24 protein-coding genes, 2 tRNA genes and 1 pseudogene are annotated in these 24,222 nt (G+C 55.7%); 9 read left to right on the forward strand and 18 right to left on the reverse strand.

Features of this window, described 5'->3' with window-relative positions:
- Window positions 1-95 precede the first annotated feature (95 nt).
- The 6 genes and pseudogenes from FHX05_RS23920 to FHX05_RS23945 all read right to left on the reverse strand — a co-directional run bounded on the left by FHX05_RS23920 (window position 96) and on the right by FHX05_RS23945 (window position 6,537).
- Window positions 96-642 (reverse strand): annotated as a pseudogene (locus FHX05_RS23920) (transposase).
- A 62-nt stretch (window positions 643-704) separates the two neighbouring features.
- The gene (locus FHX05_RS23925; RefSeq protein ID WP_183874949.1) at window positions 705-1,715 is read right to left on the reverse strand and encodes an FkbM family methyltransferase; all 1,011 of its coding nucleotides are present in this window, start codon (window positions 1,713-1,715) and stop codon (window positions 705-707) included.
- 81 nt (window positions 1,716-1,796) lie between these two features.
- On the reverse strand, window positions 1,797-2,546 hold the full coding sequence (locus FHX05_RS23930; RefSeq protein WP_210294977.1) for an ATP-binding cassette domain-containing protein: 750 nt from the start codon (window positions 2,544-2,546) through the stop codon (window positions 1,797-1,799).
- A gap of 1 nt (window position 2,547) precedes the next feature.
- Window positions 2,548-3,366 (reverse strand): ABC transporter permease, encoded by an 819-nt coding sequence (locus tag FHX05_RS23935; protein ID WP_183874951.1) that lies wholly within the window; start codon window positions 3,364-3,366, stop codon window positions 2,548-2,550.
- Window positions 3,367-3,373: 7 nt separating this feature from the next.
- Complete coding sequence (locus FHX05_RS23940; RefSeq protein WP_183874953.1) at window positions 3,374-4,615, reverse strand: hypothetical protein; 1,242 nt, start codon at window positions 4,613-4,615, stop codon at window positions 3,374-3,376.
- Between the two features lie 815 nt (window positions 4,616-5,430).
- Window positions 5,431-6,537 carry a glycosyltransferase family 4 protein gene (locus FHX05_RS23945; protein ID WP_183874954.1) on the reverse strand — a complete coding sequence of 369 codons (1,107 nt, stop codon included), beginning with the start codon at window positions 6,535-6,537 and terminating at the stop codon, window positions 5,431-5,433.
- A 154-nt stretch (window positions 6,538-6,691) separates the two neighbouring features.
- Between FHX05_RS23945 and FHX05_RS23950 the strand changes: the two genes are divergently transcribed.
- On the forward strand, window positions 6,692-7,210 hold the full coding sequence (locus tag FHX05_RS23950) for a phosphomannose isomerase type II C-terminal cupin domain (protein WP_348648335.1): 519 nt from the start codon (window positions 6,692-6,694) through the stop codon (window positions 7,208-7,210).
- 14 nt (window positions 7,211-7,224) lie between these two features.
- Here the strand turns inward: FHX05_RS23950 and rfbC are convergent, their stop codons facing one another.
- The 7 genes from rfbC to FHX05_RS23985 all read right to left on the reverse strand — a co-directional run bounded on the left by rfbC (window position 7,225) and on the right by FHX05_RS23985 (window position 12,331).
- Window positions 7,225-7,773 carry a dTDP-4-dehydrorhamnose 3,5-epimerase gene (gene rfbC / locus FHX05_RS23955; protein WP_183874956.1) on the reverse strand — a complete coding sequence of 183 codons (549 nt, stop codon included), beginning with the start codon at window positions 7,771-7,773 and terminating at the stop codon, window positions 7,225-7,227.
- Window positions 7,774-7,828: 55 nt separating this feature from the next.
- Window positions 7,829-8,716, reverse strand: a complete 888-nt coding sequence (rfbA, locus tag FHX05_RS23960; RefSeq protein ID WP_183874958.1) for a glucose-1-phosphate thymidylyltransferase RfbA — start codon at window positions 8,714-8,716, stop codon at window positions 7,829-7,831.
- A 50-nt stretch (window positions 8,717-8,766) separates the two neighbouring features.
- Window positions 8,767-9,669: a dTDP-4-dehydrorhamnose reductase gene (gene rfbD, locus FHX05_RS23965; protein ID WP_183874960.1), complete on the reverse strand. Its 903-nt coding sequence runs from the start codon at window positions 9,667-9,669 to the stop codon at window positions 8,767-8,769.
- Window positions 9,666-10,733 carry a dTDP-glucose 4,6-dehydratase gene (rfbB, locus tag FHX05_RS23970; protein WP_183874962.1) on the reverse strand — a complete coding sequence of 356 codons (1,068 nt, stop codon included), beginning with the start codon at window positions 10,731-10,733 and terminating at the stop codon, window positions 9,666-9,668. Before rfbB ends, rfbD begins: the two co-directional genes overlap by 4 nt.
- Window positions 10,734-10,907: 174 nt before the next feature.
- Window positions 10,908-10,981, reverse strand: a tRNA-Gln gene (locus tag FHX05_RS23975).
- A gap of 161 nt (window positions 10,982-11,142) precedes the next feature.
- The gene (locus tag FHX05_RS23980; RefSeq protein WP_183874964.1) at window positions 11,143-11,778 is read right to left on the reverse strand and encodes an NrsF family protein; all 636 of its coding nucleotides are present in this window, start codon (window positions 11,776-11,778) and stop codon (window positions 11,143-11,145) included.
- A complete protein-coding gene (locus FHX05_RS23985) occupies window positions 11,765-12,331 on the reverse strand; it encodes a sigma-70 family RNA polymerase sigma factor (RefSeq protein WP_112410523.1) in 567 nt (188 codons plus the stop codon). Before FHX05_RS23985 ends, FHX05_RS23980 begins: the two co-directional genes overlap by 14 nt.
- 292 nt (window positions 12,332-12,623) lie before the next feature.
- Here FHX05_RS23985 and FHX05_RS23990 point away from each other — a divergent pair, with 292 nt between their 5' ends.
- The 5 genes from FHX05_RS23990 (at window position 12,624) to FHX05_RS24010 (ending at window position 15,455) form a co-directional block, all read left to right on the forward strand.
- Entirely contained in the window at window positions 12,624-12,890 is a 267-nt protein-coding gene (locus FHX05_RS23990; RefSeq protein WP_092718462.1) for a DUF2282 domain-containing protein, read from the forward strand.
- A 46-nt stretch (window positions 12,891-12,936) separates the two neighbouring features.
- Window positions 12,937-13,221 (forward strand): DUF2282 domain-containing protein, encoded by a 285-nt coding sequence (locus FHX05_RS23995; protein WP_112415536.1) that lies wholly within the window; start codon window positions 12,937-12,939, stop codon window positions 13,219-13,221.
- Window positions 13,222-13,330: 109 nt separating this feature from the next.
- A complete protein-coding gene (locus FHX05_RS24000; RefSeq protein WP_183874966.1) occupies window positions 13,331-14,185 on the forward strand; it encodes a DUF692 domain-containing protein in 855 nt (284 codons plus the stop codon).
- 10 nt (window positions 14,186-14,195) lie between these two features.
- Window positions 14,196-14,951, forward strand: coding sequence for a DNA-binding domain-containing protein (locus tag FHX05_RS24005; protein WP_183874968.1), 756 nt, complete (start codon window positions 14,196-14,198; stop codon window positions 14,949-14,951).
- 18 nt (window positions 14,952-14,969) lie between these two features.
- Window positions 14,970-15,455, forward strand: coding sequence for a DoxX family protein (locus FHX05_RS24010; RefSeq protein ID WP_183874969.1), 486 nt, complete (start codon window positions 14,970-14,972; stop codon window positions 15,453-15,455).
- A gap of 117 nt (window positions 15,456-15,572) precedes the next feature.
- Here the strand turns inward: FHX05_RS24010 and FHX05_RS24015 are convergent, their stop codons facing one another.
- Window positions 15,573-16,529, reverse strand: a complete 957-nt coding sequence (locus FHX05_RS24015; RefSeq protein WP_183874971.1) for a phytanoyl-CoA dioxygenase family protein — start codon at window positions 16,527-16,529, stop codon at window positions 15,573-15,575.
- Between the two features lie 471 nt (window positions 16,530-17,000).
- Here FHX05_RS24015 and FHX05_RS24020 point away from each other — a divergent pair, with 471 nt between their 5' ends.
- Complete coding sequence (locus FHX05_RS24020; protein WP_183874973.1) at window positions 17,001-17,918, forward strand: DUF1003 domain-containing protein; 918 nt, start codon at window positions 17,001-17,003, stop codon at window positions 17,916-17,918.
- Window positions 17,919-18,024: 106 nt separating this feature from the next.
- Window positions 18,025-18,303: a TetR/AcrR family transcriptional regulator C-terminal domain-containing protein gene (locus tag FHX05_RS24025; protein ID WP_281411884.1), complete on the forward strand. Its 279-nt coding sequence runs from the start codon at window positions 18,025-18,027 to the stop codon at window positions 18,301-18,303.
- On the opposite strand, the gene FHX05_RS24030 is transcribed toward FHX05_RS24025, so the two are convergent.
- Window positions 18,287-18,949, reverse strand: coding sequence for a flavin reductase family protein (locus FHX05_RS24030; protein WP_183874975.1), 663 nt, complete (start codon window positions 18,947-18,949; stop codon window positions 18,287-18,289). The two genes, FHX05_RS24025 and FHX05_RS24030, sit on opposite strands and share 17 nt — an antisense overlap.
- Window positions 18,950-19,288: 339 nt before the next feature.
- Here FHX05_RS24030 and FHX05_RS24035 point away from each other — a divergent pair, with 339 nt between their 5' ends.
- On the forward strand, window positions 19,289-19,684 hold the full coding sequence (locus FHX05_RS24035; protein WP_112606872.1) for a cupin domain-containing protein: 396 nt from the start codon (window positions 19,289-19,291) through the stop codon (window positions 19,682-19,684).
- Between the two features lie 64 nt (window positions 19,685-19,748).
- Here FHX05_RS24035 and FHX05_RS24040 read toward each other — a convergent pair.
- The 3 genes from FHX05_RS24040 to FHX05_RS24050 form a co-directional block, all read right to left on the reverse strand.
- Window positions 19,749-19,838 (reverse strand) — tRNA-Ser (locus FHX05_RS24040).
- 94 nt (window positions 19,839-19,932) lie between these two features.
- The gene (locus tag FHX05_RS24045) at window positions 19,933-20,877 is read right to left on the reverse strand and encodes a DUF4357 domain-containing protein (RefSeq protein WP_183874977.1); all 945 of its coding nucleotides are present in this window, start codon (window positions 20,875-20,877) and stop codon (window positions 19,933-19,935) included.
- A gap of 48 nt (window positions 20,878-20,925) precedes the next feature.
- Window positions 20,926-24,174 (reverse strand): DNA methyltransferase, encoded by a 3,249-nt coding sequence (locus tag FHX05_RS24050; protein ID WP_348648336.1) that lies wholly within the window; start codon window positions 24,172-24,174, stop codon window positions 20,926-20,928.
- Between the last annotated feature and the right edge of the window lie 48 nt (window positions 24,175-24,222).

Here is a 24,222-nt window from a genome sequence, read left to right on the forward strand (position 1 = left end):
TCCAGCGTCGTCTCGATTGATGCACCAATCATCCATGACCTCCGAATCATGGAGACCTATAGATTCAGACCATGGATAAATGTGCAACTGTAATGTTAGGACACGGACTCATCAGCTGAAGCGATCAATATCCTCGTTGCGGCGAGTTTGAGTCCGGCCAGGTAGTTGTCAGCACGTCTGTCGTATCGCGTTGCCAGACCACACATCTGTTTGATGCGATTGAAGAAACGCTCCACCAGATTGCGCTGGCGATAGACCCAACGGCTGAAGCAGAAGGTCTGTTTGCGGTTGGCTTGGCGGGGATGTTTGCCCGGCACTTGCGTTGCTTGGCAAAGTTGCGGATCGCGGCGGTCTCATGGGCCTTGTCTGCAAGGAGTGTCGATCCGGGCTGCATATCGCTCAGCAACTTTTCAGCCATGGGAGCATCGGCGGTCTGACCCGCGCTCAGTTCCAGCCGAACGGGCTGCGCGAACCATAGCGCTCCGGCACATCACGCCAGGATGAGCCAGTCCGGAAGCGCCATGGAATACCGTTGATCACCCGGCGGTCATCTCCTCGCTCAATTCCACGGCTATTGGTCAGCAGCAAGGGCGCGATAACCGCCCATTCCTCCTCGGTCAATTCATGGCGGCGCATGGCAATCGCCTTTCCCGGAGATTGAACACACTCCAGCACCAACATGAACCCTATTATGGGGACACGGCCTAAAGGAGACTTCTGGTAGCTAAATAATCGCCGTGCTCACCGGCGATAAAACCCTCGTATGAGAGGGGGCCAGAAAGTTCGATCCCGCCATCAGAATGAACATAAGGTGTAAGTCGGCGAATGGAAAAACCCTCTGTCGCTAAAAAGTCCCACATTCCTTTGACCGTCTCTCGATACTCGTCTGATCCACGAAGGAAACTATGTCCTGACCACTCAAAAATAATGCGCAATTTGGGCGAATTCCTAATCGTGCTCCTCGCACCTTCGATCACATAGGGCTCCGCAGCTTCGACGTCGCAATGTAGCAGATCCACGCAAATGCCCCCTAGCACGTCGTCCAACGCAAGCGTTCTAGCCTTAAACGAATTCATGATCCCTTTGGCCGCAACCCACCTGCCATCAGAATCAATAATCGAGGCGATAGAATCCGCCGACCAAAAGCCGTCGCCAATACCCGGCTTATCGTCACCGTCGAATTCCAGATGGCCGCCACCGGCGAACTGATGGTCGAAAAAAAAGCCTATGTCTGAACCACTGACGCGATAAGCAGCTCGGTTGAAAGCAATTACTCGATCTGGAATTCCCGCAAACATTATTGTTTTTAGAAGCACCGCAAATACTGACGGGTTTGCCTCGAAAGAAAAAACCTTTCCCTCACTTCCAACTATTACCCCCCCCAGGCTGGTGTAATAGCCGAAGTTCGCACCTACGTTAACGTAGGTTTGCCCGCGACTAAGAGATTCTTGAACAAGCCTAGTTGTCCAGGGCTCATGAATACCGTCGCGGATTATTCCCACTGCGACATCTACATTATAGCCCGGTACGACTACATAACCGCCCCATTTCGTTTTCACCAGACACAAATCTCGACCCAGATATGATATCGCGTGCGTATTAGCTGACTTCGAATAGAGTTCGCTTACCCTGCCATTAATTTCTTCAACAGAATCACGGAGCGCGAGAAGATTAACGAGCGCCTGCTTTGCATGTTCGGGCGCAGCCGCGCACATGGACGCAATACCCTTAACTCTATTTACCGCCGACGCTATTGTTCTAATCATAAAAGTACCTACCAGGACGGGATTTCAGGTTTAAACCACATTCAGTTTCTGGATATTAACCCGAGGGTCCTCATCTAAAGCTTGATCGGAAGCAATTTTCCCGTTCTTTAGCTCAATGGTTCTGTTTGTCATTTTTTTTAATAGCTCTGCATTATGAGAGGCAAAGAGAAAACCCTCATTTTTTTCAATATATTGTTCCAGCCGCTTATTCGCCTTTTCCTGGAAGGCTTGGTCTGCCACACCAATCCATTCGTCTAACAATAAGATGTCCGCGGGTTCAACGGTGCTCATTGCGAACTGCAGTCGACTTTGCATCCCGGGGGAATAGGTGCCAATCGGCATGTCGAAGAACGCGCCCAGTTCCGCGAACTCCGCTACATCCGAAATATATTCTTCCCGGGAAATACCCTTAATCCCAAGCAACGCATACCGCATCATGACGTTTTGTCGCCCAGTGAGTGCCGGAACGGTTCCCGCCCCAATCGTCAGCAGGGAACGAATGGAACCGCGCACCTCCACAACGCCTTCGACTGCGGGGAGCATACCCCCTATTAGCTTCAGCAGAGTAGTTTTACCGTTACCGTTACCGCCAATTATTCCAACTCGTTCACCTCGACGCACCTCAAGCGAAACCCTATCAAGTGCTCTCAATGCCAAAGAGCCGTTAGGTTTGCGCACGATCCGGGTATCTTCCGCCGTAGCACTTGCTTTTACGCCCCGTAGCGGAATCTCTACGGTGGCGTTTGAAATACGAATAACGACCTCTCGACTGTGGATCAATTTACGCCACCCATCGGTAAACCACTAAATTCCTGTTCAACGGGAAAACAATATAAGACAAACCTATGCCGGCAACGATCAACGCCAAGCAAACGAAGCTAGAGCCTATTGGGAAAGTACCTTGTATGATCGGTGCGCGAGCAACTTCGATGATTTGATATACAGGATTAAAGTCAACGACCCATTTGTGGGACTGTATTCGGTCGGGTGACCAAAGTATCGGCGTGACAAGATACACTGCAAACAGTATTTGGGGTAGGAATCCCCGAAGTAGTCGAACCCTGTCGAATAGATACGACAGCGGAAGGGACCAGCTAATTAAAACGAGCGTCAATAAAATAATTCCAGAGCAAAAAGCAAGGTAATTAGCGTTAGTTAAAATCCCGGGATTTACAAAAATTATTATTAGTAATGACGCACATAGTTTGAGAATTAAAGCGATTACAAAGTCATATGTGGAAACAAGATTACTTATATACCCAGACACGTTCGGAAAAGAGAGATATCGACTGGCCTTCTCATTGGAGAAAGAGACATCCGACACAAATATAGATACACTCTGCCAAATAGAAAAAGAAATTGAAAAAAAAGGAATAAACGATACCAAGGGCTCATGAAACACAAGCCCCATGACAGAACCCAACAATAGCACATGAATAAGAACAGAAATGAAAGGCGCTATCAACCCCAGTCCGGAATTACGCTTGTTCTCAGCAATGTCGGCCAGGTGAATTTGCCACGCGAGGTTACGCTGCGAAATCAAAATGCGCAAATCTGTTAGAAAATCGCGCTCGACCCACCGCCAGTCATTACCGTTCATCTGCTTTCTATCCCTGCAAGAGTCGTTTTGCAGCAACGAAATAGGCGGCCGCTCTATGTTCAACGCTATATTTCTCTAAATATCTCGCCCGGGCATCAATACGGCTGGGGGCATCTCCCTCGCGTTTAGCCAGTTTTTGAGCCAACTCTATATGATTGCCAACTTCAAAAAAAGTCACCGAGCCAGGCTGGTAGCGATCCAATTCGCTGAAACATTTTGTGTGAGAGCAATACAGCGGACGCCTCATGTCGAGGGCCAACGCAGCGGGACCGGAGGAAGTTTGACCTACCTCGGCGTAAGGGAGAATTACTGCGTCGCAGGCCAGCATAACCTGATTGAATTCATCATTGTCGAGCGCGCCGCAAAAATGAACACGACCCTTCATCACTCTATGCTTATCGATCTCCCTGATCAATTTCGTGATATAGGGCTGTTCAACGTTTCCTTTCTGCACCCCCTCGGGATGCAGACCGCCAACAATAAGAAGGTGATGGTTATCAGGCAAATTGGCCAGCGCTCTGATTGCGACTTCGATCCCCTTATACTGAGACAAAAAGCCGAAGCAGCCCAGCAGCACACCTGCCTCAATATTCATTCGCATCGAAACTTCTGTCTTAGCGGCCTCATGACTCATCTCCCGTCGTACGGGTTCGCTCACGAACGCGAGCGGCCGGTGGGTTATAGTGTCACCGGGTATGCCTTGTAACCCGAAATTTTTTGCTTCCCTCGCGGTTTGCACAATGTGTTGGAACTTTTTGGGGTTCTTTCGAACCTTCGCAAAAAGTCTGTTGAAGACATAGTTTCCGCGCCAATCACGAAGATAGTTAAGAAGGCCCGCCCGGCTGAGCCGAAACCGCTCTGCGTCCATAGGGGGGACAGTGTGATATGTGATAATTACTTTCTTGCTTCGTGCGATTATGGCGTTGAGATTGCGCCAAATTTGTCTCGGCGTGAAACCGAAGAGCCCTGGTTCAAGCTGAATATTTACGACATCGGCCTGATCGACTTTTAACAGTATTTCCTTAAATTCTTTTATTGCCGCAGCTCTCGCATAAGGAGATTGAGATCTCAACAGATCGACCGGCAACGCCGCGATTTCTACATCGAAGTCAACTTGATCCCGCAAGGGGAGTTCGAGGAATTCGACATACTGCGCTATCCCACAGGCTCTTCTGTAGCTTGATACCACCAGAAACTTTGGCTGCCTTATCGCCGATTTAATCTGCGACTCTATATTGTTCTGCTCCACCGAGCTACTCCGCTAATAGACCTTAGTCCATCTAGAAATTATTTCAGATATCGTCCGCTGAAACAAAAGCGTGATCTTTGTGTTCGGCCAAACACAGTTCGCCTCATACCCCCGCAAATAGAACATTCGAATATTTCGAGTCAATGGTGCGCCTCACGACATGCTATTTTTTTAGAAATTGCATTCGGGAAGTTGCCTGCTTCAAAGACGATAATCCCCTTAAAAAACGCGAGATTACCGTCTTTGAAGCAGGTAACCACGGGACGTTTCTGCGTACGGCTCTTCTTGTGCGCAAGTAGCCTGTCGGTTGAAGACAGCCCGGTGCGCGCTGTGTTGCGCGGAGCCCGAGCGACATCACCCGCATCCCCAGGTTGTTGGACAGGGAGCCTATACAAGCCTGGTCAAGGCCGGTCGCAATGAGACCATCACTCTGGTCGCGTGCTGGTCTCATATCAGGGGCAAATTTTACGAACTTCATGTCGGCGATATCAATCACGCAACGATAGCGTCGGTGAAAGCCATGGCCGAACTCTGGAAGGTTGGCACATCTCACAACAACATGTCCCCCTCAGTGAAGACGTAGACCTAAAAGACCGACTTTATCAAATCCAATTCGATAGCGATAATCTTCTCTATAGGACGATTTCGTCTGTCTTGTGGCGATTGGCGTCACCAAAAGAACTATCCTCTGTTCCGGTTCGAAGGGCAGTTTAGGTCGCTCTGCCCAATCTGACGTGAGCCGATCGATTTTGGCGCAACCGTATATCCGGCTGCGAATCGATATCGGGTTTGTAGTCCCAAATTCAATTTATCACTCAGCCGATCAACTCGCGATAGAGACGATAATATTGTGAACACATCTTCTCTGCCGTAAAACATGCTAGATAGCGGTCACGCGCCGCAGCACCTAGCGCGGCAGTCTTTTGCTCGTCATCCCAAATGGACTTCATAGCGTTCGACAGAGCATCCACATCGTTGGGTGGCACCACAAACCCAGTCAGGCTGTCCAGGTTGACATAGCTTGTCCCCGTGCCGATTTCACACGAAATCATCGGCTTGCCAAACATTGCCGCTTCGACCAGAGAAAGTCCGAATGCCTCGGAGCGAAGATGCGAGGGAAACACCAACCCCGCACAAAGCTCGAGTAGAGCGATCTTGTCGTTGTCCGACAGAGATCCGAGAAAATGGATATTGTGCTGATTTTGCCCGGCAGCCTGTTTCAGTTCGGCCTCCAGCGGCCCACTGCCGACGATCACGATATCGAGGCCATTGCGTTTAGCAGCCTCCAGCAGGATATGAACCCCCTTGTAATATCGCAGCACGCCGACGAATAAAAGGAAGCGATCGGGAAGCCTTCCGCGCCAACGGGCTAGCATCGCTTCATCCGGTTTCGGATAGTCTGCTTCATCCAGACCCAACGGGATCACTGTCGTCTTGGATTTGAACCTTTCCAGGACGTCGCTCGACAAGAGGTAGTTGGGAGATGTAGCAACAATACGGTCGACGTTTTTCAAAAAGCGAAACATCAACGGCTTATAGAATTTCAGCAGAACCTTCTGCTTCACGATGTCGGAATGATAGGTCACGACGGTTGGCTTACCGGGGGGAACGGTCAGATGGACGATATCCATCAGTGGCCACGGGAAGTGATAGTGGACGATGTCGGCCTTCTGGCTCAGTTCCCGAAATCTTCCGAACGTCTCGCGCGAAAAGCCGGTGGATGCGAATTCGAAATCGAGCTTAGCCTTATGCGCCATATGACCGTCGAATTCGACACTGTTTTCCAACGGTGTTTTGCTGAGTGAGAGAACATCTGATTCTATGCCATATTTGGCGGTTCCCTTGGCGATCGCATGAATGGTCCGTTCAACCCCACCGAACGTGTCGGGCCAATATGTTTTGAAAAAATGTAAAACGCGCATTCCACTCCTGTATCGAAAAGCGATCGCTGCGTCACCTCGAGCATCGTTGAGTCGGAGAAAACACCAGAATCCACGAAATCTCCAGACCCATGGGCGGCATATTCCGGCGGCATCGACGTCGACCGCACAGCGGGCCGGCTAATTATGAACTAGCGTGCTTAAGCAAGTCGGATGGCAGCATACAAGAAGGCGCTTTCTGTCACCGTTGGCAGAAAACCCTTGCTCTGCCGGCACCGGTGAATTAATTCCGCGCATTATTTTCGGTCGCGCGGTCGCCGATCGACTTGTCATAAAGGAAATCTCAGTGAAGTCGGGAAGCTTATACAAGGTTGGTGACAATGATCAGCGCCCTTGGGGCACATGGCATGTGCTCGATATCGGTGATAGCCACGTCGTCAAACGCATTGTCGTGAACCCCGGGGAGCGCCTGTCGCTGCAATATCACAACCATCGCTCCGAACGTTGGACTGCCGTTTCAGGATATGGCGTTGCCGAGATCGACGGAACGGAACACGCTCTTCAGCTCGGACATACGGTCGATATTCCGCTGAAGGCGACGCACCGGGTTTCCTGCACCGGAGATAAACCGTTAGTTTTCATCGAAATTCAATACGGCGAGCTGCTCGATGAGAACGATATCATTAGGCTCAGCGACGATTACAATCGGGTCTGATATCGAAGCCGATATCAGTCGAATAGCTCGGCATCCGCCAACAACGGTTGCTGCCGATCTTTGGCGGAGAACGTGAGCGCCTCCGTCACCTTCCAGTCGATCGCGATCTGCGGATCGTCCCAGCAGATGCCGCGATCGCTCTCCGACGCGTAATAGTTGGTGGTCTTGTAGAGAAACTCGACATGGTCGCTCAATGTCAGGAAGCCATGGGCAAAGCCCTCCGGGATCCACAGCTGGCGCTTATTCTCCGCAGACAGAAGAACGCCGACCCATTGGCCGAATGTCGGTGAGGATTTCCTGATGTCAACAGCAACGTCATAGACTTCGCCGACCACCACTCGCACCAGCTTCGCCTGCGCATGCGGCGGCAGCTGATAGTGGAGACCGCGTAGGACACCCCTGCCCGACCGGCTATGATTGTCCTGCACGAAATCGGCGCTACGGTCGATCGCTGCTTCGAACTTCGCCTTGCTGAAGCTTTCGAAGAAGAAGCCGCGATCATCTGCAAACACCGTCGGTTCGATGATCTTGACATCGGGGATGGCTGTATCGATGGCTTTCATTCGTCATCCTGCTCGGATTGTTTGCGCGGGAGATCCAGCGTAAAACGAGCCGTAGTTAAAACACCCGCTCGCGCAAGATCCCGAGGAGATATTGCCCATAGGCATTCTTCTTCAGGGGATCGGCAAGCGCCTCGACATCAGATGCACTGATCCAGCCGTTTCGATAGGCAATCTCCTCGGGGCATGCAACCTTCAGGCCTTGTCGATTTTCGATGGTCGCAATGTAATGGCTAGCCTCCAGCATCGATTCATGCGTTCCGGTGTCAAGCCAGGCATAACCGCGGCCCATGGTCTGGACGTCCAGCCGGCCGGCCTTGAGATAGTGAACATTGACATCGGTGATCTCCAACTCTCCGCGCAGCGACGGTCGGAGGGATTTCGCAACATCGACGACGCCTTCATCGTAGAAATAAAGGCCGGTGACCGCATAACTGCTTTTTGGAATCTTCGGCTTCTCTTCTAGGCTGATTGCCCGGCCGCTCGGATCGAACTCGACCACACCGTAGCGCTGTGGGTCCAGCACGTGATAGGCAAAGACTGTCGCCCCCGTTTCCTTGGCGGTCGCCTCGTGCAGCAATCGGGTAAAATCGTGCCCGTAGAAGATGTTGTCTCCCAGAACCAGGGCAGACGGCGCGCCATCCAGAAACGCTTCGCCGATCAGGAAGGCCTGGGCAAGACCGTCGGGGCTGGGCTGCACCGCATAGTCAAGCTTAATGCCCCATTGGCTGCCATCGCCGAGCAATTGCTCGAAACGGGGCGTGTCCTGCGGCGTCGAGATGATGAGGATCTCGCGGATACCCGCCAACATCAAAGTCGTCAGCGGATAGTAGATCATCGGCTTGTCGTATATCGGCAGAAGCTGCTTGCTGACCGCAAGTGTCAACGGATAGAGCCGCGTTCCCGATCCGCCGGCGAGTATGATTCCTTTGCGTGCCTTCGTCATGATCCTGCGTCTCGTCTTCTTTCCATCTGTGGCGACCAGGTCGTCGATCTTCAATTCTTTACGGGCTGCAGCGTCGCCACCACTTCATCGACACCCGTCTGCCACTCGGGAAGAGCGATATCGAAGCGATCCATCAGCTTTCGACAATCCAGCCGCGAATTGGCCGGCCGGTTGGCAGGGGTCGGATATTCTGCTGTCGATATCGGTTTCAGCGCATCGAGAGACAGCGCAAGCCTAACGTTTGCTGCCAATGCCTCACGAACGATATGCGCGGCGTAGCCATACCAGGAAGTGCTGCCCTGTGCTGTGAGGTGATAGGTCCCCGAGAAGTCGCCTGGAACTCGCGAAGCCGTCATGTGCTCGATCACCGTGCGCGTGACATCCGCGATCAAGGCTGCTGAGGTTGGCGCGCCGATCTGGTCAGCGACCACATTCAGCGAGCTGCGTTCGCCTGCAAGGCGCAGGATGGTCTTCAGGAAATTGCTTCCAGGGTGACCATAGACCCAGCTTGTCCGCAGTATAGCGTGACGAGCACCGGAGGCACGCACCGCCTGCTCGCCCAGCCATTTGCTCTCGCCATAGACGGACTGTGGATTGACCGCATCCTCTTCCTGATAGGGATCGACCTTCGTGCCGTCGAAGACATAGTCCGTCGAGTAATGGATCAACAAGACGTCGTTATCGGCCGCCCAGCGCGCCAGTATCCCCGGAGCGGTAGCATTGACCGCCATCGCCAGCTCTTTATCGCTCTCGGCCCGATCCACCGCCGTATAAGCAGCCGGATTGACGATGATGCCGGGTTTATGCTCGTCGAGCGCGGCAAGGATGCTTCTTTCGCTGGCCAGATCCATTTCGGCGCGTGTCACTGCGCTTATCGTGCCGAGCGGCGCCAGAGAGCGCCGCAATTCGAAACCAACCTGCCCATTGGCGCCGGTGACCAGAATGGCGCTCACAACTCAACCTCGTACTGCTTGCCGACCCATTCACGATAGGCACCACTGGTGACGTTACGGACCCAGCCCTGGTTTTCGAGATACCATGCGATCGTCTTGCGAATGCCGGTATCGAAGGTTTCCGCGGGCTTCCAGCCGAGTTCGCGCTCGAGCTTGCGCGCATCGATCGCATAACGGCGGTCATGACCCGGCCGATCCCTAACGAAGGTGATCTGATCGCCGTAGCGGCCGCCATCAGCCTTCGGCCTGAGCTCATCGAGGATGGCGCAGATCGTATGCACGACATCGAGATTGGGTTTCTCGTTCCAGCCGCCGACATTATAGGTCTCGCCGAGCCTGCCGGCTTCCAGGACGCGGCGAATGGCGCTGCAATGATCCCGGACGTACAGCCAGTCGCGGATCTGCTGGCCATCGCCATAGATCGGCAGGCTCTTTCCCGAAAGCGCGTTCAGAATCACCAGCGGGATCAGCTTTTCCGGAAAATGGTAAGGTCCGTAATTGTTACTGCAGTTCGTCGTTAGGACAGGCAGGCCATAAGTATGGTGCCAGGCCCGCACAAGATGATCGGATGCCGCCTTGCTGGCCGAATAGGGGCTGTTCGGCTCATAGCGGTTGAGCTCATTGAACGGTGCATCATCCTTCGACAACGTGCCATAGACCTCATCCGTCGAGACATGCAGAAAGCGGAAGCCTTGCTTCTCGTCGTCCGGCAAGCCATCCCAATAGCCGCGCACGGCTTCCAGCAGATTGAAGGTCCCGACGATATTCGTCTGGATGAAATCGCCAGGCCCATGGATGGAGCGGTCGACATGACTTTCGGCTGCGAAATTGATGACCGCACGCGGCCGGTGCATCGCCAGCAAATCGCTCACCAGCTCGCGATCGCCGATATCACCATGTACGAACACATGGCGGTCATCGCCCTTCAAACCCTTCAGCGTATCCAGATTGCCGGCATAGGTCAGCTTGTCGAGGTTAACGACCGTCTCGTCGTGTTGCTCCAGCCAGTCCAGTACAAAGTTTCCGCCAATAAAGCCGGCTCCACCTGAAACCAATATCGTCATCGAAAATCCATTTTAGGCACGCAGCTAAATTGTCGACACAATCCAAGACAAATCAAATCTCATGACAAGGAGTAGTTTCTCCTTCGAAAAGATTTCAATCATAGGAAGACGGATATCCGCCTCAAGGACCAGAGGCAAACCAAAAATGTTTATTCAAATCGGGAAGCTTGAAATTGGCTGGGGAACCTGGACTCGAACCAAGATTAACGGAGTCAGAGTCCGTCGTTCTACCATTGAACTATTCCCCAACGACCGCCAGGCGATAAAACCCTTCGCGGTGAAGGCTGCGCCTCTATAATAGAATTCGTCGCAGATGCAAATAGTTTAACGCAGGCAAATGCATTTTTTTGGCGGAGCACCGTCGATGCTCAAGATGATGGCCCCTGGTGGAAGTTTAGGATTGATTATTTCACCAGCGCAATAGGCGCCTCCCGAGTAGATATCCGACAGCTGTCACCATGGCGATCGCGATCGGATACCAGAGCAGGACGAAAAGCGGGCTGTCGTCCGTGCAGTTGGAGGCGTAGAAGGTCGCCGCGATGCCGCTGGCGGCAAGGCCGGCGACAGCGCCGGCAATACCCGGCTTTTCCGGCGCGCCCTGGCGCAGGGCGAACAGGAAGCAGGCAAGCGGCCCGATCGACAGCAGCGGGATTAGTGTCAGGCAGAAGCGGGCATTGTGCCCGATCATCCGCGCACTCCAGCTGTCGGCCGGCATGACGGCCATTTCGACAGCGGCGGCGGCAAGCAGCAGGACGGGCGCCAAAAGCAGCGTCCAGCCCCACAGGCGCAGTGAAACGCCCGGCCGCCCGATGCGGAAGACGACGGCGCACGCTGTTGTGGCAAGTGCGATCGTCACGACGAACTTGAACAGGAAGCGAACGGTCTCCATCGCTGTATCGATATCGGCACGAAAGCCGATCGCGGCGAAGAAAAGCCCGCCGCTGATGAGGATGCCCGCGATAACCGCCATGGTCAGGGCCTTGCCGATCCGCGTGCGGACCGGCGCGTCCTGCGCCAAAAGATTGATGAGGTCATCGGTTTTCACTGGTCTCACTCCGATACAAGGCCGCAAGCGCCTTCAACGCGCGGTGCAGCGCCACGCGCACCGCTCCTTCCGTCATCTTCAGCCGCCCCGCCGTTTCCCGCACGCTGCTTCCCTCGACGGAAATCGAGCGCACGATCGTCTTCTGCGGATCCTTCAGCAGCTCCAGCATACGATCGACATCGAACCGGTCCAAGGCGTCGGTATGCTCTTCCGCCTTCAGGAAATCGATCACGTCGTCGATCGGTACGCTCGTATGCCGCCCGCGCCGCCTCAGGCTGTCGATCAGCTTGTTGCGCACGATCGTCGACAGCCAGGGTCCGATCGGGCGGGATGAATCCCAGGTGCCGCGCTTCAGATGGATGGCCAGCAGCACTTCCTGCACCACATCCTCGGCCTCGCTTACCGGCGCGCCCAGCTGGTCGCAGCGCCGGCGTGCCATGGCGCGCAGATGCGGCGTCACAGCGGTGAGGAAACGGTGATAGGCCTGCGCATCGCCGCCGATAGCCGCGCGCATCCAGACTGCCCATTCCTCTTCGCGCGCCGAATGATTCATCCGACATCTCCTCTACGCGGAACCGCAGGCTTTCGTTACCGGCAACGGCAACTATTTTTCAAGCCTTTTCGTCTCCGCGACAGATTCTCCGCCGGATGCGTCCGCTACCCATGCACATTCCAGCCTCACCGCCACACCTGCTCGGCTATTGCCCGCCGCAGCAGATAGCCGGCACAATATAAATGACGCCATCTCGAAAAAAATTCCGATACGGCTGTAACATCCGCTCCAGACGCTCCGTAGACCTCGATGCAAGCCAATGACGGCTCGCATCCATCTAGGAGACAGATCCATGAAGAACAGCATCCTCACCCTGGCCATTGCTGGCTCGATCGCCTCGGCACTTGCATCCGTCGCCGTCCCGGCTTCGGCCGCCGATACCAAGGAAAAATGCTATGGTGTCGCCCTCAAGGGCCAGAACGATTGTGCCGCCGGCAAGCATGATTGCGCCGGCAAGTCGACCATGAGCTACGATAAGATGTCCTTCAAGCTCGTTCCGACGGGCACCTGCACCTCGATGAAGACCCCGAAGGGCCACGGCTCGCTGACCCCGGCCTGATCCGAGGCCGGATTGATCGTCAATCGTCTCTCGTAAGGAGTTTGTCATGAGCAAGATGTCCGCACTCGCCCTGGCCGCATCGGTCGCAGCGGCGGTGACGCTGGTTGCCGGCGCAACGACAGCATCTGCCGCCGATGCCAAGGAAAAATGCTACGGCGTCGCCCTCAAGGGCCAGAACGATTGCGCCGCCGGCGCCGGCACGACCTGCGCCGGCACGTCGAAGGTCGACTATCAGCGCAACTCGTGGAAGCTGGTTCCCGCCGGAACCTGCGAGACAATCAAGACGCCGAACGGCCACGGCACTCTGGCGCAGGGTCCGGCGCCGGTCTGACAAGACAGCGTAAACACATGGGCGGCGCAACCTTTCATAAGCGCCGCCCCCTTCCGAACGCGAACCGCTTCGTAACTTTGCTGGAAATACTCTCACCCGGAGGCCTGCAATGAAACCGTCAGAACTTCCCCGCCACGCCGGCGTCGGCTTCAAGCCGGAGCATTTTTCCGCGATCGATGCGGCCGCGCAGCCGATCGGCTTCTTCGAAGTCCATGCCGAAAACTATATGGGCGATGGCGGTCCACCACATGCCCAGCTTCGCAAGCTGCGCGAGGATTATGCCGTGTCCATCCACGGCGTCGGCCTTTCAATCGGCTCAATGCAGCCGCTGGACCAGGATCATCTTGCTCGCCTGAAGATCGTCTGCGATCGCTACGAGCCTGAAAGCTTTTCGGAGCACCTCGCCTGGTCGACGCACGATACGACCTTTCTCAACGATCTCCTGCCCCTGCCCTATACCAAAGCGACGCTCTCGCAGGTCTGCACCCATATCGATCAGGTGCAGACAATCCTCGGTCGCCAGATGCTGCTCGAGAATCCGGCTACCTACCTGCTATTCGAAGAAAGCACGATCGAGGAAACGGAATTTCTTACTGAAGTCGCCGGGCGCACGGGCTGCGGCCTGCTGCTCGACGTCAACAATGTCTTCGTCGCCGCCACCAATCACCAGATGGATGCGCGGGCTTATCTGGAGCGCTTTCCTGTGCAATGGGTGCGCGAGATCCATCTGAGCGGCCATTCGGAGACCATCGACGATTCAGGCGCGCCGCTTTTGATCGACAGCCACGATACGCCGGTGAAAGATCCAGTCTGGGCGCTTTACGCGGAGCTGATCGGCCGGATCGGACCGGTGGCCAGCCTGGTCGAGTGGGATAACGACGTGCCGGAATGGCCGGTTTTGAGGGCCGAGGCCGAAGCAGCCGACGCCATCCTGAAGCGCGCCGCCGCACGTCGGGCAGCCTGAGGAGGGATCGATGTCTCTCGCCTCGCAAAGGAAATTCGCCGCAGCGCTTATCGATCCCGATCTCGCGGTCCCCGATGGATTGACGGCCTGGAATGGCCCACAGCCGGCACGGCGTTTCGGCGTCTATCGCAACAATGTCGCCATCGGCCTGATCGGCGCGCTCGCCTCGCGCTTTCCGGCTGCGGAACGGATCGTCGGTAAGGAATTCTTCGCCGCCATGGCGCATGAATTCATCCGCCTGCATCCGCCGCGCTCGCCGCTGCTACTTGCCTACGGCGATGATTTCCCCGATTTCGTCGAGAGTTTCGAACCGACACGGGAAATCCCCTATCTGCCCGATGTCATGCGATTGGAGGCACTTCGGGGTCGGGCCTATCATGCGGCGGATGCCGTACCGCTCGACGCAGCACTCGTAGCGACCATCGAGCCGGCAGGCCTGGCGGAGCTGACTTTCCTGCCGCACCCCTCTGCCTCGGTCGCGCGTTCCACCTATCCGGCCGTCACCATATGGGCGATGAACACCGGCGAAATCGAGCTTGCAGATATCAGCGATTGGACGGGCGAGGATGCTCTCGTCATCCGCCCGCAGATGATCGTCGAGGTGCATCGCCTGCCGCCGGGTGGCGCCACCTTTCTGGAAGAGCTGTTTTCGGGCGTCACCCTTGGCGAGGCCTATGAGAGGACCCTCGCGGAAGCCGCCAATTTCGATCTTTCCGCCAATCTTGCCGGTGCGTTCACGGCAGGCGCTTTCATGGCCATTCGCTGAACGCAAGGGAGAACCGACATGCAGAACCGGATGATGACGGCCACTCCGGCCGAACGCGAAACCGTGCCCCAAAGACTTTATAGTGGCCTAAAGCTTCTCGACCGTATCCCGCATGACCTGATCGCGCTCATTGCGCGTTTGTCGATCGCCGCCGTCTTCTGGCAATCCGGCCAGACCAAGGTGGATGGCTGGCATGTGACCGACAATGCCGTCTATCTCTTTCAGACGGAATACAAGCTGCCGCTGGTCGATCCCTGGATCGCCGCGCATATTGCCGCCTTCAGCGAGCATTTCTTCCCGTTCCTGCTCGTCATCGGATTGGCAAGCCGGCTGTCGGCACTGGCGCTGCTCGGCATGACCCTGGTCATCGAGATTTTCGTCTATCCCGATGCCTGGCCAACGCATGGCACATGGGCAACGTGCTTTCTGGTAATCATCGCGGGCGGGCCGGGGCGCATCGCGCTCGACCACCTGATTGCCAAGCGGTTCAGTCGCTCGGCCTGAGATCGGTCAGACGGGAGCGCCAATTATAACAGGCGCTCCATGATGCCAGCTAAATGCGCATTTTGATTTTGCGCCTGTCGTTGTTGCGAAACCGCAGTGGACTTCGCTCGGCTTGCTCTAGCGCAGGACTGGTTCGCCGTGGAAACGGCGGCGCGACGGCTTCGAGACGCCGAAGCCCACCTCCATCATCAGCCGCGGCTTCTGCGTCGGCACTGTGCCCATATGGAAACCGAAGGGATCTTCGACGAAGCCGGAGCCGGCTTTGCCGGTCAGTGTCAGCGCATTCGCCTCGCCATAATAATCGAGCACTTCGTTGGCCGGATGCCCGACAAGCAAGGTTAGCTGATGACGAACCCGGCGGCGCTTGTGGCTTCCCTTGACGAAGACATGCGGACCAGTGCCCTCATCCACATCGACGAGATTGAAGAAGAACTTGAGCATCCGCCAATCATCGAGATCGAAGTGGTATTTGTCGAGCGAGGCGAGGCTTCTGTCGGCCTCGGAAGCCTGCGTCGGGAAGCTCCACCAGATGCGGGTGGTGATTACCTTAGCCTGCCCGCCGAGATATTGGCGGGCGACATCGATCAGCAGCGGATCGCGCTGGACCGCCATGACAGCCTCGCAATCGAGCGAGCGCTCGAAGAAGTGTCCGCTCAGAAGCGGACGTCCGAAACGACCCTCCGCTTGCCTATGTTCGCTTGCGACAAATTCGAGCTTTCTGTTGAAATTGCCGAAGCAGGCGGTGTGGGCGGCGAATTCGGCGATTTCCCGATGAATATGGTCCGGCAGCATCAGGCTTGGATAGATGCCATCGGTCCGCAGGGCGTTGACGATGGCGCTGCGATCGGCGCCGGCAAACATCGAGGTGCCGGAAACCGGAAGCCTGACGGGCTGCTGCGTGGCCAGCCAATGGATGCGCCGAAACGGCAGGGTCCTGGCCAATAGGAACATAGGCAGCCAGGCTGGATTCTCTTTGAGATCAGTCAGGTAAGTCGGTATCCTGACAGCCATACGCTTGAAGCGGCCGCCCTGCCGGGCGATGGACTCCAAGTCCTCTGCCGGGGGATTGTGCATAGCGATCCTTTCCACTCATTTAAAAGATCCGCGACAACAGGCCCCCAACGCGCTGCCGATAATTCATTGAAACTTTAACATTTATTCGCTCTCACGAATGTCTGTTGCACTGCGGCAAATAGAAGTCGGCCGGCCCTGGTCAAGGGGTGAAAAATCAAAAGCTGATTGAATCGGTAGAAATTCCTGCAGAAACACGTAACACTTTTGAAAACGTTTAAGAAATCGCGCGGAACGGTTGTTTTTAGAGGTCCTGGCAAAATTCGGCGCAACGGATCGCAAGGTTGGCGCACGGTGTTTGCCGTTGCTTAGGATAATGGCGCTATAATTTTGCTAGGAGCAAATGGAAGAGTAAAGTTGCAGATGGGAGATAGCGGCCTGTATCGGTCGCAATATCTCCTGTCTTCTAACAGTCATATTCCTGTTCGCATTATTGGCTAAATGAGCGAGAAAACGTCAAAGAAGGCCCCTTAGATGACAGAAACGAAGACCTTTGAGCCGGCGGAAGGTATCGTCGATTTCGACGCGGGCGAGGGCGAAAGCCCGACCGTTGTGGAGATGGACGATTATACCAAAAGTCTCGCGCAGGCGAAGGCCAAGTCCGTCAAGCTGATCGACGCCATCACCGGTCAGGTGCTCAAGAAAAAAGATGCCGTCCATGTCGATGACCTCCGCCCCTCGCTGGCGGATTTCATGCGACTGAAGCATCCCGAGCTTCGTGCCGACGACTATATCAGCCGCAAGGTGATGGACGACTATCGCGCCCAATATATCGCCGAGTTGCTGACGGTCGAGCGCGGCGAGCTTTCCACCCTCGAGGACGAGGTCGTGGAAAGCCTGAAGACGCATGATACGCTGGCCGAAAACATCGAAGAAGATTACGAAGACCACCGCTCGATCGGCGACCGCATGGCAGATGGCGTCGCGTCCTTCGGTGGCAGCTGGACCTTCATCATCTCCTTCTGTCTGTTTCTCGCCGTCTGGATGATGATCAATCTCATCATGGGCGAAAAGCAGGCCTTCGACGCCTATCCGTTCATCCTGCTGAACTTGGTTCTGTCGACCATCGCAGCACTCCAGGCGCCGATCATCATGATGAGCCAGCGCCGCCAGGAAGAGAAGGATCGCCTGCGAGCCCTCAACGACTACAAGGTCAATCTGAAGGCCGAACTGGAAATCCGCCACCTGCATGAAAAGGTCGATCACCTCCTTAATCGCCAATGGGAGCGCCTGACGGAAATCCAGCAGATCCAGATCGAGATGATGCTGGAACAGGCCAAGGCCGCCACGCGGGCGATCAAGGCCAACAAGGTGGCGAAGGCGAAGACCAGTGCGCTGAAGAGCCTCTTCACCAAGGTCAAGGACCCCGATCCGGACGATTCCGTCAACTGATCACACCCGAACGGCTGCGCCGGTCATCTTAGACCATGGTGCTGCCATATAGCTGCCTAACCGCCCGCTTCCTTTTCATGCCTCCTGCTTCGATCCGGGAAAGGCGCTGGAGCTGCAGATCGCGATCAGCCGCTATGTGGTAGGATGCGTGCTAGAGGAGCAGGCCGATATGGCCGGTTCCGAAGATCGGGCGGCGCTTGATGTCGCCGCCGAAAGCCATCCGAACCTGGCCAAAGCCTTGGCGCTCTACCGCGCCAACGGCCATGATGCATTGTTCGAAGCCGGTCTGGAGCTACTGATAGGCGGGGCCGAAGCCGGCAAAATTAGCTCTGTGACAGCACAGACCGCCTCCTCCGCCGGAGAATGCATCATCTCTCGGCCTTAAAAGTGCGGCCGAGATCCGGCCCGGTGCCGAAATAATGTCGAAACACGTAAAACAGAGGGCTCCATCTGCTGGTATCGATATGATTGGTGCCAGCGACGACGATATCCTTGTGTGCGTGAACGCGAAGAACCTTCGCCTCGATAATGGAGAACGCCTCGGCGTGCTCCGGGGGCCATTCCTCGCCGGGAGGATGCGCCGCCACCACCTCCGCCTCGAACTGAATCGGACATTCGGCGATGCGCAGAGGCCGCACGAGGTCGGCTGGCTGCGGCGTGAAGCCGGCCACATCGAATTTATGGGGCTCGAAACGATAGCCGATCTTTTCCTTGTGTGGGGGAACGCGGTCGCGGCCCGTGGTCGGCGCGATCGCCTCAACCTTCGGCCACAGCTCCGGTGACGGAAAATTCAGCACCAGTTGACGCTCGCGCAGGAGATTTTCCCACCCCTTGCTGGTCGATGTCGGGCCCAGAACGACACGATCATATAGAGCCCAAACCGAAGACATCGGCGAGATATTCGTCGTGCCATCAGGATTGAGGCTCGTAATCAGCACGACGGGAGTGCCGACATAAAGCACGTTGGGCTTGATTTCGATGTGGTCGTGATCGCTCTCAGCGGCGTTGAATTTGGCTGTGTTGGTCAACATCGCAAGTCTCCTTTGAGAGTTCCAGTGTAGCCGACATGACACCTGAAATAGTTCGGCCGTGATCGAACTGTTGCTCGAAGGCAGACACACCAGCCCTAAATCTCCGAGACACGCCTTTGACGCTGATCCCGCTTCTCTTCCTCTCGCTCCCGCATCGAGGCAAGCGAGCTGCCGTATAAACTCAACTAACGGCTCGCAAGATTTTCGCCGGCTAACTTTTTCGCCAACCTCCCTGCGCCGGCATCGCGACCGCGGATCCGCAGCCATATAGCCCGATTGACATTCTCAGCGCTTGTGACACCGTCCGATATGGTTGCTCACCCAGCGTTTTGAGGCGAAATGACAGAACGATCGCAAGCCGTTATCACCACAGCCGAAGAGCGCCCGCGCGACGGATGGAACGATCCCGTCCATGGCTCGATCTCCTGGCACACTCTGCTCAGCAGCGATATCACCCCCACCGACAGCATGAGCGCCGGCATCGCCGAACTGGCACCCGGCGGCGAGCTTAAACCCCATCGCCACAACCCATCGGAAATCTACTTCATCTTCGAGGGAACCGGCATCGTGCGGATCGACGGCCAAGAAACCACGGTCAAACCTGGCACGACCGTCTTCATCCCCGGCAACGCCGAACACGGCATCCGCAACGAATCATCCGCCAATTTGAAATTCTTCTACGTGTTTCCGACAGGGTCTTTTGCGGACGTGGCCTATCGGTTTCCGGAGGGTTGAGGCTTTTGAGCTGATTGCCAGCGAATCTGCTAGCTTGATATTGGCTTGAAACAAAGGCCCAATATGGCGGAGAGGGTGGGATTTGAACCCACGATACCCTTGCAGGTATGCCGCATTTCGAGTGCGGTGCATTCGACCACTCTGCCACCTCTCCGGTTATGCTGGCCGGCGCTTATTCGGCGCGGGCTGTCTCATAGCGACAGACGAGGGGGATGGCAAACTGGTGATTGATCGCTTCAAGTGTGGCCTTACTGCGCCGTTCCGACCAGATCTCTTACAGCAGCTGCGATACCGAGCACGGCGCCGAGCGGCACACCATCCGCCACTCTCAACCAGTCTTGATAACCCGTAGAGCTTCGGCCCTTGACGAGAGCAGAGGCTGGTGAAGGTTTCGAAAAGGGGATGTCTCTGGTGAGTTCCAGGTGATCACCACGCTCGATAAGGCCGCTATCCCCAATCAACTGCTCACGTAGCTTTCGCACGTTTGACGGCAGGCTCTCCGTGATCCTCGCGTTGATTTTGGAGCCAGCCATCAAAACGTAGGCGCCATCCTCGTAGCGAAGAAACGCCCGATCATCGAGCCGCTTTGGCAGTGTGGCATAGAGGTCGATAATCAGGTTTTGCGCCTCGTCGTCGCGCTGTTCCACCTGTCCGGCTGGTGATGTAGAGGTTCTCTCCTTGACAGAGAAGAGATCATATCCGAGCGCTTCCAGAACATAGATCATGTTCCCAAGATAGGTTTGCATCGTCGCAATATCGGCGCGGGGAAGGTTTGAGCTCGTCGGCTTGTTCGCGTTGGCGACAATCACCTTCCCACTGTTGCCCCGAAGAATGGACCACAGCTTTTCCTCCAACCATTTCACATGCGCACGCGTCAGGTTGTCGTCCTTGCTGGTGAAGATCAGGAAGGTGTCAAATTCGATCGGGAACTTGCCGTTCGTGTAGCGCTGCGAGAAGTCGTCACTCTCGCCAACATAGATCTCTGGCAGGTCATCCTCTGCGCCGCTCTTGATTAGCAAATAGACGCATGACCGGGCTAGCACTTCCGCTTCCAGAGCTTTCTTAAAGAACTCGGGCTGCCCAGCAATCGCGACGCCAGTCCAATTGTCGAGTTCGACAGTTCGCAGGCTGCGCGGATCTTTACCGGTGATGAAAATCTTCACGACACGACCAACGAATTCACTCACGCTCATGCATCTCCTTTAAAGCCCAACCAACGACACGACGCGGAGGATGCTCAGTTAAGCCGCCCGTCGCAGCTCAAAACTCTTACCATCGGATGTTGAGACGAGCCCCATGCGGTAGAGGGAGGCAATGACGGCGGAGACGGAATCCAAGCATTTACGACCCTGCTTAAAGGAGGCAGCGATTGTGGTCGGCTCTACTGGTCTCTCGGCTTCCATCAGCGCCTGATGGACTGCAAAGGTCTGGTCGCGCTCGTCCTTGGGGAAAGCTGGCTTCGGTCCGGAGACAACGGCGGTGATCGCCTCGCCGAGATCAGCTTCCAGCTGCTCGGCTTTTTCCTTGTCCGAGCCGAAACGCGGGATCTGGTAGTCTGGACGCAGCCAGCGCACCTTGCCCCGCGCCTCCTCCTTTACCCGCTCCTTGTTCAAAGCGACGAGACGAGCGAGAACTTCTTCTTCCGGCAAATCGACCGGCCAGCCATAAGCCTCAGCCACAGCCGCGTCTAGCCTGTCGTGCAGTTCCTTCAGGATCAGCACCAACCCATCGTCGAAGATGCGATGCTCCTTGTCATTCAGATCGTAGGGCTTCGCCCCCGCCCTCAGCCGCTCCAGCACGTTGTAGAGGCCGGTCAGCGTCAGGTGCTTATTGCCGGCCAGCACGCGCTTGCGATGGGCATCCAGTTCTTCGGCGATCTCGCCGATATTGACTTTTTGGAAGTCGGATGCGTCGGGGAACGGGAAAGGGTCGAAGGTGCGTGTCTTAACGTAGACAGAGTCATTCCCAACACCTAACCAACTGCAAGTGCGGAGTGTCCAAACCGTATGAATTGCGCTGCTCAGCACCCCAAGATGAAAGGCATTCTTAAGGCCAAAGACCATAAGCTTTTGATCGGCCATCAATGTATTGTCGATGAACGAAAAAATTCGATGCTTAGCCGTCTGCACCGTTACTATATATCTTTCAAGGCCAGCTAAGAAATCACGCATCTCTTGTCTCGGTTTGCAAAATAGCCACCAAAGCCGCGCGTATTCTTCATTATCCTTGGTTGGAGAGCGCTCAAATGCAGCTTCGCGCTCTGGTTTGACTGTTACCAAAAGATGCTGAAACAATTCCGGAAACTTTTGTCTAACGTCAACTTCAGAGTATCCAAAAAAATCAATTGCAAATACATCTCTGGCTCTCTGTGCAACATCGCGACCATTCAGATAGGACCGCAGCACCTTGTCTACTTTCTGATCTATACCTGCCCCAAAGTGTTGAGCTTCAGATCGCGACAAAATGAAGCCTGCACCTAAAGGCTTCATCCCATTTGAGCAAAGTCCCAGATTGCTCCTCAGTGATAACGAAGCGCTGACATCCACCCCAATCGTCAAATCCGAATTCACCTTGCCGCGCTTCTCCTCTAATAGGATCACCGGGCTGTCGGTCTCCACGCCCTCCTCTGCCGTCACTTCCAACAGCACGCCATCTCGCTTGCCAGCCTCAGCTACGGTCATGGCGATACGCACGGCAGCGCTGTCGCGGGTGATTTTCGTCCACGGGTGGTCCGGGATCGCCATGATGATGGAGAGCGGCTTTTTGGCATTGAGATGAGGCTCCATCACCCGGCGCTGAAACACCTGGCTGATGGAATTGGTGGTGACGAAGCCGAAGCGCTTAAGCGGGCTTTTGGCCTTGAGCAGGATCTCAGCGGAGCGATCCCACCAATACATGACAAAATCCGCGCTTTCGTTCATGTGCTTGTGCGCTTTCCACAGCGCCTCGGCGTAAGCACTACCCATACGCGCACGGATGTCCTTACCCCCGACGAAGGGCGGGTTGCCGACGATGTAATCCGCCTTCGGCCAGTCGGGCCGACGGGCGTTTGGATAGGTCTCCTCCCCGTCCACCACCTTCGGCAGCGGATAGCCATTCCAGGTCAGCACCGCATCGCGGTTCTCGATGTTGTGGAAAGCCTTCAGAATCGGTTCGGAAGGGGCAACGCCGCGATTGCGGAAATGCCATTGCAGGTGACCAATCCACAAAACAAGCTCGGCGATCGCCGCCGCACGCGGGTTAAGCTCTAGGCCCAAGAACTGGTGCGGATCGACAGTATGGCTTTCATAGGCCAGGGCTTCCTGTCCGCCGAGGTCGTTCAGCGCCTCCAGCACCTCTCCCTCAAGCCGCTTCATCAATTCCAGCGAGACATAGAGAAAATTGCCCGTGCCACAGGCGGGGTCAAGCACACGGGTTTCGCACAATTTGTCGTGGAAGGCCTGCACGGTTTTGATCGCAGCCGCCTCCTTGCCTTCCGACTTTTGCCGGTCGGCGGTGGAACGGGCATTGTTCCATTCCTCGCGCAAAGGATCGATGACGGTGGCAATGACAAGGCGTTCGACATAGGCGCGTGGCGTGTAATGCGCTCCAAGACGGCGGCGGTCGGTCGGGTCCAGCGCCTGTTCGAGGAAGGTGCCAAAGATCGCCGGCTCCACATCCTTCCAGTCATAAGCAGCCGCAGCAGCAAGTTCACTAATCTCTTCATGGCCGAGCTTCAACGCCCGCCTGTTGTGGAAGAACTCACCGTTGAAACGCTTCACCTTCTCACGAATGGTCGCGGTGAAACCGCCTTCGTCCATGGCTCTCCAAAGGTCTTCCATCATACTGGGAAAGATTTCTGGCTTTGCTGCGCAATCCTTCAGCAGTTCCTTGAAGGAATCCTTCGGCAGAAGCTCGACGTCTTCGGCAAACATGGTGAAAAGGATGCGCATCAGGAACATCGCCACTTCCTCTGTGGCATGGCCCTGCTCTTCAAGCGCCTTCGACACCTTTGCAATTCCGGTCGCAATCTCGCGCGTAACCTTGGCCGCATATCGGGAAGGATCAAGCGACAATGGGTCCGTCCAGATTGCCCTCAACCGCTCGCGAATCTTCTCTTCACGCAAATCCTCGAGATAGATGCGGAAAGAGCGGCGATCCGGGAACTGGTCGTAGGCCTTGCCGTCGCGTCGGAAATTGGCATAGACCTCGATTGCGTGGCCGACATCGCAGACCAATACAAACGGCGGTGGCTCATGTGATGCAGGCAGAAGCCGAACGTAATTTTCCGCCTGCTGCCGAGCGTTCATCATTAGCACGTCCCAAGCACGATTCGCGTCGTGCCGGCGTCCACGCGATGCCGTGGAGGTTAGCCCCGGAAGTTGTAGCGCGTCGAGCTTCTTTTCGCCATTGAGCCGGCTCTGCTTGGCCTCAAGAATGAAGCAATCACGCTTATATAGATCAATGCGCTTGGAAGAGACGGCACCGTCTCGCCCAGCCTCCCGCACCACGCGCTCGAAGACATAATCGTTCCCTTTCGTTCCCTCGGGTCGTCACGC

It is taken from the genome of Rhizobium sp. BK491 (genome assembly GCF_014194925.1).
GTDB lineage: Bacteria > Pseudomonadota > Alphaproteobacteria > Rhizobiales > Rhizobiaceae > Rhizobium.